The sequence below is a fragment of the Pseudonocardia sp. MH-G8 genome (assembly GCF_002262885.1).
In the GTDB taxonomy this organism is placed as follows: domain Bacteria; phylum Actinomycetota; class Actinomycetes; order Mycobacteriales; family Pseudonocardiaceae; genus Pseudonocardia.
The window spans coordinates 17,557-30,959 of sequence record NZ_NKYF01000016.1; the positions used below are offsets into that span (position 1 = coordinate 17,557).

The following is a 13,403-nucleotide window of genomic DNA, read 5'->3' on the forward strand; positions in this document are numbered from 1 at the left end:
CGGCGCCCGGCGACGCGGCGTCGCACACCGACTTCGGTGCCGCCACACCGACTGCAGTCGGTGCGTCAGCACCACCGTCGGTGTGCGACGGCCGGCGGCCGCCACTCGCCGACCGCGTCGCGCCCGCACACCGACATCCGCGTCCGCGCACCGACATCCGCGTCCGCGCACCGACTTCGGTGCTCACGCACTGACTGCAGTCGGTGCGTGAGCGCCACGATCGGTGTGCCAGCAGACCGGCCGGGCCGTCAGGCGGGCGCCGGCCGCACGTGGGCCAGCGCCGCCTCCAGGTTCGCCTCCGCGTCGTCCAGCGAGTCCAGCCGCAGTACCGGCTCGCTCCACGGCTCGTACTCGCGGGCACGCACGTCCGCCCAGGTGGGCTCGCGCAGCGCCAGGCCGCGGGCGCGGGCCTGCAACCGCGCGCGGTGGACGGCCGGGTCCGAGCACACGACCTCCACGACGGCCCGCCGGGCGCCGCGGCGCTCCGCGAGCGCGCGCCACTGCTCCCGCGCAGGCGTGACCGCGTTGACGGCGTCGACCACCACCGGCACGCCTGCGGCGAGCGCGTCGTCGGCAACGACCTCGGCCGCGAGGTAGGCCGCGAGGCCGGTGGGCCCGTCGACGCCGGCCCGCAGCATCGCGTCCTCCAGGAGGTCCACCACCACGAGCGCGGCCCCCAGCCGCCGGGCCAGCGGGCGGGCGAGCGCGGACTTCCCGCTGCCCGGGAGCCCGGCGAGCACGACCAGGACGGTCACACCCGGCTCAGCAGGGCCACCGACTCGAAGTGGTGCGTCATCGGGAACGCGTCGAACGCACGCAGCTCGTCCAGGCGGTAGCCGCGCCCGGTGAACAACGACAGGTCCCGCGCGAGCGCCGCAGGGTCGCACGCCACGTGCACGACGCGGTCCGGCTCCCGCGCGCACAGCGCCTCGACCAGGTTGCGGCCCAGCCCGCGCCGCGGCGGGTCCGCCACCACCACGTCGGGACGGCCGGTGAGCCCGCCGAGCACCTGCTCGACCCGTCCGACGCGCCAGCCCACCTGGGGCAGGTCGGCCAGCGCGGCACGACCGTCGGCCACGGCCTGGCGCGCCGACTCGACCACCGTGACCGCGCCGTCGCGCCCGACCTGCCCGGCGAGCACCGCGGCGAAGAGCCCGACGCCGCCGTAGAGATCCCACGCCGTGCCGCCGGACGGTGCGGCCGCCCACTCCCCCACGACGCTCGCGAGCGCGTCCGGCAGCGCCGGGTGGACCTGCCAGAAGACGCCCGGCGTGAGCCGCCACTCCCGCCCGGCGGCGCGCTGCACCACCGGGCCGCTTGCGCCGACGTGCACATCGCCCTCCGCGTCGACGGCCACCTCGACCTCGCCGCCCGGCTCGAACCGGCGCTCCAGAACCGGCGGCAGCGCCCCCGCGGGCGCGATCGGGCAGTCGGCGATCGGCAGGACGTCGTGGCTGCGGTGCGCACGCAGCCCCGGCCGGCCCACCGCGTCGACCGCCAGCCGCACCCGGTGGCGCCAGCCCAGCGCGCCACCCGGCAGCTCCTCGACCTCCACCGCGCGCTCGATCCCGGCGAGCCTGCGCAACTGCTCGGCGAGCACCTCGCCCTTCAGCCTGCGTTGCAGGGCGGGGTCGGCGTGCTGGAAGTCGCAGCCCCCGCAGCCGCCCGCCCGCGCCCACACGCAGGGCGCGGGCACCCGCTGCGGTGCCGCCTCCCGCACGGACACCGCATCGGCCCGGCAGAAGGCCCCGCCACCGTCCTCGACGACGACGGCGAGCACCCGCTCACCGGGCAACGCGTGCCGGACGAACACCACGCGGCCCTCGTGCCGGGCCACGCAGTGCCCGCCGTGGGCGACGGGCCCGACCTCGAGCTCCAGAAAGCGGTCGGTCCAGTCCGTGTCCATGGCCTCCGCTCCGCTCCGGCGGCTCGCGGGCCCTTCAGGCACCGCCCCGCTCCTCCGGTGCTCGGTCGCTCGTTCCTCGCTCCCTGCGCGCCTCCCCCGCGGAACGGCACCGGCCCGCTCGCGCTCGTTCACGTGCGCCGCTGCCCGGTTGCCGTCTTCGCCGGGGGCGGCGGCGTCCCGGGGTCGCGGGTGACGGGCTCGTAACCGCGCCGCGACGATCCGGGCGGCGTCTCCGGCCGCCGCGCGACCATCCGCTCGGACGAGCGCAGCTGCCACGGCACGCTCGTGACCATCACCCCGGGCTGGAACAGCAGCCTGCCCTTGAGCCGCAGCGCGCTCTGGTTGTGCAGGATCTGCTCCCACCAGTGGCCGACGACGTACTCGGGGATGAACACCGTGACGACGTCGCGGGGGTTGTCGCCGCGGATGCGCTTGACGTAGTCCAGCACCGGTTTGGTGATCTCCCGGTAGGGCGACTCGACGACCTTGAGCGGCACCGGGAGCCGGCGCTTGTCCCAGTCACGCATGAGCCGCTTGGTGTCCGCGTCGTCGACGTTGACCGTGACGGCCTCCAGCACGTCCGGGCGGGTGGCCCGGGCGTAGGCGAGCGCGCGCAGCGTCGGCTTGTGCAGCGTGGACACCAGCACGATCGCATGGTTGCGCGAGGGCAGCACGGTGTCGGGCTCGCCGGCAACCAGCTCGGCCGACACGCGGTCGTAGTGGCGCCGGATCGCCTGCATCAGCACGTAGAACACGGCCATCGCGGCGATGGCGATCCAGGCGCCGCGGGTGAACTTGGTGAGGAGCACGACGACGAGCACGACCCCCGTCAGCACCGCACCGAACCCGTTGATGGCCCGCGCGCGATACATGCGGCGCCGGGCGGCCGGATCGGTCTCGCGAGCGAGCAGCCGGTTCCAGTGCCGCAGCATCCCGGCCTGGCTGAGCGTGAACGAGGTGAACACACCCACCGTGTACAGCGCGATGAGCCGGGTGACCTCGGCCTGGAACCCGACGACCAGCACGATCGCCACGGCGGCCAGCACGAGGATGCCGTTGGAGTAGGCGAGCCGATCGCCGCGGGTGTGCAGCTGGCGGGGCAGGTAGCGGTCCTGAGACAGGATCGACCCGAGCACCGGGAAGCCGTTGTAGGCGGTGTTGGCGGCGAGCACGAGGATCAGCGCGGTGACCACCACGACGAAGTAGAAGCCGACGCGGAAGTCGTCGAACACGGCGTCGGCGAGCTGCGCCACCAGCGTCTGCTGCACGTAGCCGGACGGGGCGCCCACGAGCTGGGTGGCGGGAGACTCGGCGATCTTGGCTCCGGTGAGCTGCGCGAGCACGATCAGCCCGGAGAACAGCGCCACCGAGATCCCGCCGAGCAGCAGGAGCGTGGCGGCGGCGTTGCGCGACTTCGGCTTCCGGAAGGCGGGCACACCGTTGCTGATCGCCTCGACGCCCGTGAGCGCCGCGCACCCCTGGGTGAACGAGCGCAGCACGAGCAACGCCAGTGCGAGGCCGGTGAGCGCGTCGCCCTGGGCGACCAGCTCGAGATCGGCGCTGGGGGCGCGCACGTCCTCGCCGAACGCCAGGATGCGGGTCAGACCCCAGATGATCATCGAGCCGACGCCCAGCATGAACGCGTACGTCGGGATCGCGAACGCGACGCCCGACTCGCGCACGCCGCGCAGGTTGATCGCGGTGAGCAGCAGGATCGCCACCACCGCGAAGGCCGCCCGGTGCTCGGCGACGAAGGGGACCAGCGCCCCGACGTTGGCCGCCGCCGCGGAGATCGAGACGGCGACGGTGAGCGTGTAGTCAACGAGCAGCGCGCTCGCGACCGTGAGCCCGGCGCGGCGCCCGAGGTTCACCGTGGCGACCTCGTAGTCGCCGCCGCCCGACGGGTAGGCCTGCACGTTCTGCCGATAGCTGGTGACCACCGTGAGCAGCACGACCACGACGGCGAGCCCGACCCACGGCGAGAACACGTACGCAGACAGGCCGGCGACCGACAGCGTCAGGAAGATCTCCTCGGGCGCGTAGGCGACCGAGGACATCGCGTCGGAGGCGAAGACGGGCAGCGCGATCCGCTTCGGGAGCAGGGTCTGGGCGAGACGGTCGCTGCGCTGCGGCCGCCCGACGAGGACGCGCTTGACGGCGACGCCGAGCTTGGGCACCGCGAAAGCCTATGCGGTGCGCGGCGCGGCGACGCGATAGCGTTCCCGCGACCCCTGGGAGGAAGTGCGTGTACGTCGTGATCATGGGGTGCGGCCGTGTCGGCTCCGCCCTGACGGCCGGCCTCGAGCGGCTCGGCCACGAGGTCGCGGTGATCGACCGCAACCGGCAGGCCTTCCGCAGGCTGGGCCCGGACTTCCGGGGCACCCAGGTCATCGGCGAGGGCTACCACCGCGAGGTCCTCGTCGAGGCCGGGGTCGAGCGCGCCCAGGCGTTCGCCGCCGTCTCCAGCGGGGACAACTCCAACATCATCTCCGCGCGCGTCGCCCGCGAGACGTTCGGCGTGGAGCGCGTCGTCGCCCGGATCTACGACGCGAAGCGCGCCGCGGTCTACGAGCGGCTCGGCATCCCGACCGTCGCGACCGTGCCGTGGAGCACCGACCGGCTGATGCGGATGCTGCTCCCCGACGGCGTCGCCTCGGCCTGGCGCGAGCCGACCGGCACCGTCGCGATCCTGCCGCTGCCCGTGCACGAGGACTGGGTGGGCCGCTCGGTGCGGGAGCTGGAGACCGCGGCCGGATGCCGGGTGGCGTTCATCGTGCGCTTCGGCACCGGCGTGCTGCCCGGCCCGGAGACCGCCGTGCAGGCCGAGGACACCGTCTACGTGGCCGCGGTCTCGGGCACGGTCAGCGACGTCACCGCGGCGGCCGCCGCACCCCCGCAGGAGGGCTGAGGAGGATGCGCATCGCGATCGCGGGTGCCGGAGCCGTCGGGCGGTCCATCGCACTGGAGCTCGTGGAGAACAAGCACCAGGTGATGCTCATCGAACGCGAGCTCGCGAACATCGAGCCGGAGGCGGTGGAGCGCGCCGAATGGGTGCACGCCGACGCCTGCGAGCTGGCCTCGCTGGAGGAGGCCGGGATGGAGGGCTGCGACGTCGTCATCGCCGCCACCGGCGACGACAAGGTCAACCTCGTGGTCTCGCTGCTGGCGAAGACGGAGTTCGCGGTGCGGCGCGTCGTCGCCCGCGTCAACGACCCGCGCAACGAGTGGCTGTTCAGCGACAACTGGGGCGTCGACGTCGCGGTGTCCACCCCACGGCTGCTGGCCGCGCTCGTCGAGGAGGCCGTGGCCGTCGGCGACCTCGTGCGGCTGATGACGTTCCGGCAGGGTCAGGCCAACCTCGTGGAGGTCACCCTCCCGGAGGACACTCCGCTGGCCGGGCGGCCGGTCAAGGCCCTGCGACTGCCCCCCGACTCCGCGCTCGTGGTGATCCTGCGCGGCGGCCGCGTGATCGTCCCGCAGTCCGACGATGCGCTCGAGCCGGGCGACGAGCTGCTGTTCGTGGCCACCTCCGCGGTGGAGGAGGAGATCCACGCCGCTCTGGCCCGGTGACGACGAGCCGGCGCGCGAGAAGCACGTCAGCGCGGTCACGAGGACCCTGGCGTACGGCTCAGGCCCGTCGTCGCATGATCCAGTGGCGAACGGCGGGGTCTCAGGCGGGCGACGGCTCCCGGCCCGCCCTGCGGACCGCCCAGACCGTGCCCAGCAGCGCGAGCCCGACCAGCGGGTAGCCCATCGCGAGCCGGGCGATGCCCAGCCAGGTGGCCTCGTCGGCGTTGTAGAGCCAACCCTGCACGACCACGCGGGCGGCGAACACGAGCGTCCACAGGACGCTGGCGAACGTGTAGGCCCGCAGCAGCCTGCGATCGGCCCGCCAGGACTGGTCGTGGCCGTTGATGGCATGCCACACCACGCCCGCCAGCGGCCGGCGGACCAGCACCGAGACCAGGAACGCGAGCCCGCACACGGCGCTGAACAGCAGCCCGGGCAGGTAGAAGCCGCGCGCCTCGCCGGTGCGGTAGGCGATGAACGCGGCGATCCCCACCGCGAACAGACCCGAGACGGCCGGCTGGAGTGCTTGCTTGCGCACGGCCCGCCAGACCCCGAGCACGACGCCGGCCACGATCGCCGCGATCAGCGCGGGCTGCAACCCGGCCAGGATGTTCGTGACGACGAAGACCGCGACCGGGATCGTGGAGGCGACGACGCCCTGCACGCCGCCCATCTGCTCCAGCAGCGGAGGGAACTCGCTCTCGCGGGGCCGGCCGTCGGTCTCGGGCTCCGGGGTGGGGCCTGCGGTCACGGCGCTCCTCGGTGTCGGGTGCTCAGGTCGTACTCGCCTGGCAGATCTCGTAGTAAGGGTTGTAGAGCACCTTCCGGCCGTCCCGCAGGGCGAGCCGACCGCGCACGCGCATGGTGCGGCCCGGCTCGATGCCGGGGATCCGGCGCCTGCCGAGCCAGATCAGCGTGACGCCGTCGGTGCCGTCGAACAGCTCCGCCTCCAAGGAGGCATCAGCGTTCTGTGGCCGGAACTCTACGCTGCGCAACCGGCCGAGCATCGTGACCTCCTGCCCGCAGGCGCAGTCGGACGCACGCTGCGCCCCCGACCGCTGCGCACCCTCGGAGAGGTCGTCGGCATCGAGCTGGTCGACGTCGCTGGTCAGCCTGCGCAGCATGCGGCGGAAGGCACCGCCATCGGTGCTGGTCATTTCTCCCCCAGCTCGAGGCCCGTGAGCAACACCAAGCGTAACCCGCCGGAAACGTCCCTTGCTGGCTGCGCCACCCGTCGTGCGGCATCGGGCGCGCACCGCCGTCCGCCGAGCGCCGAGCGGTCGCCTCGCCGCGTCGGGTGCACGCGGGCCGTGCTCGTCCGGGTGGTCATGCTCGTCATCGCGGGTCAGGACTCCCTGTGGTGGCGGCCGCGCGGGCGGGCAGGATCGACGTCCCCGAGGAGGGCGCGCAGGCGCTCCGTGGGGGGCACCACCTCGGGGCTTCCGGTGGCGTGCCGACCGCCGTCGCCCTCCGCGCGGTCCGGCATCGCCACGTCCGGGGCCGCCACGTCCGGGGCCGCCACGTCCGGGGCGGCCACGTCCGGGGCCACTGCGTCCGGGGCCACTGCGGCGTCGGGCGCTCCGAAGCGGTCGAGGAACGCCGCCCAGGACGCGTCCTGCTCGCTGGTCCCGATGAGGTACTCGGAGCCCAGGGTGCGCTGGCCGCCGCGGTCGGGGTTCCCACGGTCGAGGTCCGGACGACGATCCTCGTCCGGCTCCGGCGCGGCCCGCCGACGACGCCGCCCGCCACTCGGGGCTGCGTCCGCACTCGGGGCTGCGTCCGGGCCGGCACGGAGACCGAGCAGGTCCTCCGCCGGCTCGGCGGTGTCGGGCTCGCGTCGTCGACGCCGGCCGCCGCCGGCCGGGAGGCCCGCGCTCCACGCAGGCGGCGCGTACGGGTCGAGGGACGCCGGATCGGGCTCCCGGAGGGGCGCTGCGGGCTCGGGGTCCCAGCGGTCCGCGGCCGCGCCGTTCCACGCGCCATCGAGGGCGCTCGGGCCGTCCGGCTCCCACTGCTGCTCGTTGCCCGGCGACCACCCCGCGTCGCCGCCTCCCCCGCGGCCGAGGCCGGTGGTCCACCCGCTCGCGTCGGGGTCCGGTTCCTGCAGGCGCCGCCGACCGCCGGGACGGGACCCGTCGGCCGGAAGGCCGGCGCCAGGATCCAGGGGGCGCCACTGGTCCGGAGCCGGCGCCGGGGCGGACTCCGCCGTCGCCTCGATCGGCCCTCCCAGCCCGGTGGGCTCCCCCGACCACGACGACCGCACGGGATCCGGTTCCACCGGCGAGCGGCTCCCGTTCACGGGCCGGCCCGGGAACGCCGTCCCGGCGGGGTCCGGGGACCAGTCGTCGATCCCGGGGGCCGCGACGGTGGGGACGTCGACCGCAGGAGGATCGACCGCAGGGACCGTGGAGAGATCGGGATCCCGTCGACGGCGGCCCGCCTGGCCCTCGGACGGCTCGGCGTCGCGGAGCCGCCTGCGACCACCCGAGGACGCGGGTGGGGGCGCGGGCTCCCACTGCTGTGCCCCGGTCGCCTCCACGCTGCTGGGTGGCGGCGGCTCCTGCAGGTGCCGTCGGCCCGTCGCCGACACGTCGGTGTCTGCCACAGCCGGCTCACGCAAGGCCCGCCGACCAGTCCCCGAAACATCCGCCCCAGCCGAACCCGGCTCACGCAAAGCCCGCCGACCGGTGCCCGACACACCCGACTCCGACTCCCGCAGCCGCCGGCGACCCGTCGCCGAGACGTCCCCTGCGGATGCGTCGGGCTCCCGCAGGGACCGCCGACCAGTCCCCGAAACATCCGCCCCAGCCGAACCCGGCTCACGCAAAGCCCGCCGACCGGTGCCCGACACACCCGACTCCGACTCCCGCAGCCGCCGGCGACCCGTCGCCGAGACGTCCCCTGCGGATGCGTCGGGCTCCCGCAGGGACCGCCGACCGGTCCCCGACACTCCCTCGACCGCCTCGGGCGCGTGCAGCCGCCGCCTGCCCGTTCCCGTCGTCGACCCGCCGGCCGGCGGGTCCCCCAGCAGGCGCCTGCCCACGGGGGCGGCGTCGTGGACCTGGGGGCTCTCCGGCTCACGCAGGTGGCGACGCCCGGGGCCGGAGTCGAGATCGGCGGCAGGCACCACCGGTCCCGGATCCTCCCGCAGCCGTCGCCGCCCGGCCACGGCAGGGTCCGGTGCCGCGCCGGCGCCGTACCCCTCGTCGAGCGGCTCGCGGCGTTCGAGGGGTTGCACACCTGCGCCCTGCTCGCGCAGGCGCCGCGCGCCCGGGTCCGCCGGACGCACCGGCGGGTCGGGCGGGAGCAGGCCGCCGGCGGCATCGGGCTCCACCGGAGGCGGCCCCTCGGACCGGGGCACCGCAGGTCCGGGTCGCCACGACGCCGCTGCCGTCCGCCGGGCCGCCTGCGCCTGATCCGCACCTGTTCCGGCGGCACGGGCGGCGTCCGCCTCCGCGGCCCGCCACGCGCCGGTGCCGCCGTCCAGCTCCCGAACGGGTCCGCTCACGGCAGCGGTGCGAGGGCTCCGCCTCCCCTCCGCCGGGTGCTCGGCCTGCCCGAACTCCTGATGGGCGGCGCGCTCCTGAGCGGACTTCTTCTGCGCGGCCCTCTTCTGCGCCGCTTTCTTCTCCGCAGCCTTCTTCTCCGCAGCCTTCTTCTCGGCGGCTTGCTTCTGCGCCGCTTCCAGCGCCGCCTTCTTCTGCACCCCCGACTTCCCGGCCCCCGACTTCTGGCCCGCCTTCCGCCCCGCAGCCTGCTCCCCCGCCGGCGCGTCGGCGGCCTCGGCCAGGTGCTCCGGCACGACCAGCGGCAGGATCGTCCGTACCGGGTAGGGCGACTTGCCCCGCATGACGACCGTGCCCCGCAGCACCCGGCGCAGCTCACCGTCGAGGGCCTCCGCCTGGGACGAAGGGCCGGTGGCGACGCCGTAGAGCATCCAGCGCGCCCCGTCGACCCCGACGAACACGGAGGTGGCCGCACCGGAGGTGGCGTGGAGCTCACGACCCCAGTCGCCGGAGAACGACCGCACCGTCGCGCCGCCGTCCCGCAGCGAAGCGTCGATCTCCCGGGAGAGCTCGGGCCACAGCTTCGACGATTTGGGCGCGGCGAGGGCGCTCACCGACAGCCGTCCCTCCGGCATCGTGATGTGCACGGCCTGCATGCGGCCGTTGGCGGTGGGCTCGACCGTGACCTTGCCCCGCGACGGGACGGGCACCCGGAGCGCGCCGAAGTCGACGCGCCCCATGGCATCCGTGGCCTCCGGGTCGAGGTCGTCGCCGTCGTGCGGGCCGGTCAGCGGGCCGGGATCGGCCGGCGTGTCGAGCGCGAGGCCGCCGCCGCCCACGTCGTCGAGCACCGTCCCCGAGGCGCCCCGCTCGCGACGCGCCACTAGTGCCCGCCCAGCCGGGCGTGCCCGCCGGTGGAACCGTGCCCGCCGGCACCGCGCTCCGACTCCGGCAGCTGCTCCACCTCGACGAAGCGCACCTGCTCGACCTTCTGCACGATGAGCTGCGCGATGCGGTCACCGCGGCTCAGCCGCAGCTCCTCGCGGGGGTCGAGGTTGATCAGGCAGACGAGGATCTCCCCGCGGTATCCGGCGTCGACGGTGCCCGGCGCGTTGACGATCGACAGCCCGGTGCGGGCGGCCAGGCCGGACCGGGGATGCACGAAGCCCGCGTAGCCCGCCGGGAGGGCGATCGCGACACCGGTGCCGACGACGGCCCGCTCACCGGGAGGGAGGACGACGTCGGTGGTGCAGTGCAGGTCGGCACCGGCGTCGCCGAGCCGTGCGTAGGACGGCGCGGGCAAGCCGGTATCGAGCCGGGTGAGGAGCACCTCGAGCGTCACCGCGGCCGCGGCGTCGGACGGCGCTGCGGCGAGCGGTGCGGCGAACGGCGAGTGCTGGGGAGCGTCGACGGGGCCGGACACGACGGGCGAGGCTACCCTCGGACACCGTGAGCGAGTACCCGGCTGCCACCCCAGCTGCGACGTCCGGCACCCCTCGGTTCGACGAGCGGTTGTCGGTGCCGCTCTGGTGGTACCTACCGGTGCTCGGCGTGGCGGTCCTCCTCGGCGCCGAGGTGCACATGGGCTACCCGGGCATCCGGTCCTGGATCGGCTACGCGATCACCGTCCCGCTGTTCCTCGGTGCCCTGTTCTGGCTGGGCCGCACCCGGGTGCGGGTGGCCGACGGGGAGCTGCGGGCCGGTGATGCGGTCCTGCCGCTGCGCCACGTGGGGCAGGTTGAGATCGTGCCCCGCGAGGACAAGCAGGTGGCGATGGGTCCGGAGCTGGATCCCACCGCGCACGTGTTGCACCGGGCCTGGGTCGGACCGCTCGTCCGGATCGAGGTCACCGACCCCGATTCCCCCACGCCCTACTGGATCCTCAGCGTGCGCGACGCCGAGGAGTTCGTCGCCGCGCTCGGCCGCTGAGCGACGCCCTCCCGCACACACGTCAGCCCCGAACCGCATGCGGTTCGGGGCTGAGCGGTGCTTCCCCCCGTACGGGGGGCTCAGGCCGCGCAGTCGCGGCAGATGAGCTGCGAGCCACGGCTCTCGGCGAGCCTGCTGCGGTGGTGCACCAAGAAGCAGCTCGCACAGGTGAACTCGTCCGCCTGCTTGGGCAACACCTTCACCGTGAGCTCTTCGCCGGACAAATCGGCGCCCGGCAGCTCGAAGCTCTCCGCCGTGTCCGACTCGTCGACGTCGACGACGGCCGACTGGGCCTCGTTGCGACGGGCCTTCAGCTCGTCGAGCGAGTCCTCGGCCATGTCGTCTGTCTCGTTGCGCCGCGGCGCGTCGTAGTCGGTCGCCATCGTTCCCACCCTCTTACACACATGTCGTCGTCGTGCGGCTGGACAACGCCGCAGAACCGGGGTTTGTGCCCGGCAGTTCTGTGATGCGCGTCTCAACCCGGCCCCGAACTCGGCCGCGATGGGATATCGGGGCCCCGCTCGGGGCGACAGCTTCCCCGGGGCGCAGAGGGTAACCCAGCCCCGGGGATCTCGTCCGGCGCCCCGTGTCGCCCGGAGGTGGCGGCCGTCCGCGCGGTTAGGGTTCCGGGCGTGGCTGTCACTCCCGAGCACGCGGTCGACGTTCCCGCCCCTGGTGGCGCGCACGGGACGGGAGGCACGCTGCGACCGGTCGGTACGGGTCGTTCCAGTCCTGCCGACGGGGTCCGCAACGTCACACTGCTCGGCCACCCGGTGCTCGCGGGGGGACTCGACTGATGGCCGCTTCCCGCACCCGGCCCTATCAGCGCCGCAGACGAGGCCCGCTGCTCGTCGTCGTGTCCGTCCTGGCCGTCGTCGCGATCGCCACCTGGACCACCGTGCTGGTCAGCGCGTCCGGGCCGTCGGGCGCGTCGTCCTGCCCGACGCCCGCCACGCCCGCCGGCGAGGTGCTGGACGACGAGGCTCTCGACGGGGTGGCACCCGGCCCGCCGGCCGCCGTGTCCGCGCGGGTGCTCAACGCGGGCGGCCAGCGCGGCCAGGCGAGCCTCGTGGCCGCCCAGCTCGGCGACCTCGGCTTCCCCACCACCACCGAGACGGGCAACGATCCGCTGTTCCCCGAGGGCGACATGGAGTGCTACGGCCAGCTGCGCTTCGGGCCGAGCGGCGAGGCTGCCGCGAGCACGCTGTCGCTGGTGCTGCCGTGCGCCGAGCTGGTGCGCGACGGCCGTCAGGACGGCGTCGTCGACATCGCGGTCGGCACCGGGTTCGGCGACTTCAACCCGAGCACCGCGGCGCGCGACGCGCTCGAGCAGCTCGCCGAGCCCGGCGGCGGGTCCGACGGCTCGGCCAACGCCGACCCGAACGCGGCAGGCGCCGCCCCCGCGCCGCCGACGGTGGACCCGGCACTAGTGGAAGAGGCACGCGACTCGGCCTGCTGAGCCCCGCACCCCACGCACTTTGGAGCCTTACTGCTGTCCCGAGGCCGGAAAAACAGCAGTGAGGCTCCAAGGTGCGGGATGTGATTCGGGGTGTGGTTCGTCAGACCGAGTCGGCGTCGTGCTCGCGGGCCAGCGCCGCCAGCTCCTCGGCGATGGCCGGGGTGGCCGCGAAGAGGGCGTCGGCGCCCAGCCCGTCGTCGGGCGGGACGCTGCCCGTCGGGCCGGGGGTACGCACCACCGCGCCGGCCTCCCTGGCGATCAGGGCGGCCGCAGCCCAGTCCCACCAGTTGGTGCCGTGCTCGAGGTAGGCGTCCACCCACCCTGCGGCCACCGCGCACAGGTCCAGCGAGGCCGCTCCGGCGCGGCGCACGTCCCGGACGTGCGGCAGCAGGCCGCCGACCATCCGGACCTGCCGCACGCGCCTCTCCGCCCGGTAGGAGAAGCCGGTACCGAGCAGCGAGAGCGACAGGTCCGTGGCGCCGGACACGCGCAGCGGGCGCCCGTCACAGGTGGCCCCGGCGCCGACCGCGGCGCTCCAGAGCCGTCCGGCAGCGGGCTCGAACACCGCGCCCGCCACCGACGCGCCGTCGCGCACCGCGGCCACCGAGATCGCGTACCAGGGCATGCCGTAGAGGAAGTTGACCGTGCCGTCGATCGGGTCGACCACCCACATGGTGCGCGACTCCCCCGCCGTGCTGCCGTGCTCCTCCCCCACCACGGCGTCGTCGGGACGCAGCTCGGCGAGCCGCTCGCGGATCAGCGCCTCCAGTGCGTGGTCGGACGCGGTGACGACGTCGGTGGGGGTGCTCTTCGTCGCCACGCCGTCGGGGGCCGCACCGCCGGGCTCGTCCCACGGCCGCGGCAGCCCGCTCAGGTGCTCCGCCGCCTCGCGGACGAGAGCCTCGGCGATGCGGCGCAGGTCGGCGGGCTCGGTCCGGTCGCCGCCGGTGGTGCCGGTGGGCGGCAGATCGGTGGCGGTCGGAGCGGTCGGGCTGGCGTCGTTCACGGTCACCATCCGACCACATCGCGGCTC

Annotated in this window: 14 protein-coding genes; 5 read left to right on the top strand and 9 right to left on the bottom strand. The window is 74.8% G+C overall.

Annotation, left to right across the window (positions count from 1 at the left end):
- Nucleotides 1-248: 248 nt before the first annotated feature.
- The 3 genes from CFP66_RS28955 to CFP66_RS28965 all read right to left on the bottom strand — a co-directional run bounded on the left by CFP66_RS28955 (nt 249) and on the right by CFP66_RS28965 (nt 4,083).
- A complete protein-coding gene (locus CFP66_RS28955; protein ID WP_094928370.1) occupies nt 249-755 on the bottom strand; it encodes an ATP-binding protein in 507 nt (168 codons plus the stop codon).
- Nucleotides 752-1,906 (bottom strand): class I SAM-dependent RNA methyltransferase, encoded by a 1,155-nt coding sequence (locus tag CFP66_RS28960; protein ID WP_094928371.1) that lies wholly within the window; start codon nt 1,904-1,906, stop codon nt 752-754. The genes CFP66_RS28955 and CFP66_RS28960 overlap by 4 nt, the downstream gene beginning before the upstream one ends.
- Nucleotides 1,907-2,034: 128 nt before the next feature.
- Nucleotides 2,035-4,083, bottom strand: coding sequence for an APC family permease (locus CFP66_RS28965; RefSeq protein WP_094928372.1), 2,049 nt, complete (start codon nt 4,081-4,083; stop codon nt 2,035-2,037).
- Nucleotides 4,084-4,151: 68 nt separating this feature from the next.
- Between CFP66_RS28965 and CFP66_RS28970 the strand changes: the two genes are divergently transcribed.
- The gene (locus CFP66_RS28970; protein ID WP_094928373.1) at nt 4,152-4,814 is read left to right on the top strand and encodes a TrkA family potassium uptake protein; all 663 of its coding nucleotides are present in this window, start codon (nt 4,152-4,154) and stop codon (nt 4,812-4,814) included.
- A 5-nt stretch (nt 4,815-4,819) separates the two neighbouring features.
- Nucleotides 4,820-5,476 (top strand): TrkA family potassium uptake protein, encoded by a 657-nt coding sequence (locus tag CFP66_RS28975; protein WP_094928374.1) that lies wholly within the window; start codon nt 4,820-4,822, stop codon nt 5,474-5,476.
- Nucleotides 5,477-5,576: 100 nt separating this feature from the next.
- On the opposite strand, the gene CFP66_RS28980 is transcribed toward CFP66_RS28975, so the two are convergent.
- The 4 genes from CFP66_RS28980 to dut form a co-directional block, all read right to left on the bottom strand.
- Nucleotides 5,577-6,227, bottom strand: coding sequence for a DUF3159 domain-containing protein (locus CFP66_RS28980; RefSeq protein ID WP_233159800.1), 651 nt, complete (start codon nt 6,225-6,227; stop codon nt 5,577-5,579).
- Nucleotides 6,228-6,249: 22 nt separating this feature from the next.
- A complete protein-coding gene (locus CFP66_RS28985) occupies nt 6,250-6,633 on the bottom strand; it encodes an OB-fold nucleic acid binding domain-containing protein (RefSeq protein ID WP_094928375.1) in 384 nt (127 codons plus the stop codon).
- Nucleotides 6,634-6,821: 188 nt separating this feature from the next.
- Nucleotides 6,822-9,833 carry a DUF3710 domain-containing protein gene (locus tag CFP66_RS28990; protein WP_143517416.1) on the bottom strand — a complete coding sequence of 1,004 codons (3,012 nt, stop codon included), beginning with the start codon at nt 9,831-9,833 and terminating at the stop codon, nt 6,822-6,824.
- A gap of 32 nt (nt 9,834-9,865) precedes the next feature.
- The gene (gene dut, locus CFP66_RS28995) at nt 9,866-10,324 is read right to left on the bottom strand and encodes a dUTP diphosphatase (RefSeq protein WP_233159807.1); all 459 of its coding nucleotides are present in this window, start codon (nt 10,322-10,324) and stop codon (nt 9,866-9,868) included.
- Nucleotides 10,325-10,431: 107 nt separating this feature from the next.
- Here dut and CFP66_RS29000 point away from each other — a divergent pair, with 107 nt between their 5' ends.
- On the top strand, nt 10,432-10,911 hold the full coding sequence (locus tag CFP66_RS29000) for a DUF3093 domain-containing protein (RefSeq protein WP_094928378.1): 480 nt from the start codon (nt 10,432-10,434) through the stop codon (nt 10,909-10,911).
- Between the two features lie 80 nt (nt 10,912-10,991).
- Here the strand turns inward: CFP66_RS29000 and CFP66_RS29005 are convergent, their stop codons facing one another.
- On the bottom strand, nt 10,992-11,294 hold the full coding sequence (locus CFP66_RS29005; RefSeq protein ID WP_094928379.1) for a DUF4193 domain-containing protein: 303 nt from the start codon (nt 11,292-11,294) through the stop codon (nt 10,992-10,994).
- A 249-nt stretch (nt 11,295-11,543) separates the two neighbouring features.
- Between CFP66_RS29005 and CFP66_RS48075 the strand changes: the two genes are divergently transcribed.
- Complete coding sequence (locus tag CFP66_RS48075; protein WP_158228260.1) at nt 11,544-11,708, top strand: hypothetical protein; 165 nt, start codon at nt 11,544-11,546, stop codon at nt 11,706-11,708.
- The gene (gene cei / locus CFP66_RS29010; protein WP_094928380.1) at nt 11,708-12,370 is read left to right on the top strand and encodes an envelope integrity protein Cei; all 663 of its coding nucleotides are present in this window, start codon (nt 11,708-11,710) and stop codon (nt 12,368-12,370) included. The genes CFP66_RS48075 and cei overlap by 1 nt, the downstream gene beginning before the upstream one ends.
- Before the next feature lie 100 nt (nt 12,371-12,470).
- On the opposite strand, the gene CFP66_RS29015 is transcribed toward cei, so the two are convergent.
- Nucleotides 12,471-13,385, bottom strand: a complete 915-nt coding sequence (locus CFP66_RS29015; protein WP_094928381.1) for an inositol monophosphatase family protein — start codon at nt 13,383-13,385, stop codon at nt 12,471-12,473.
- Between the last annotated feature and the right edge of the window lie 18 nt (nt 13,386-13,403).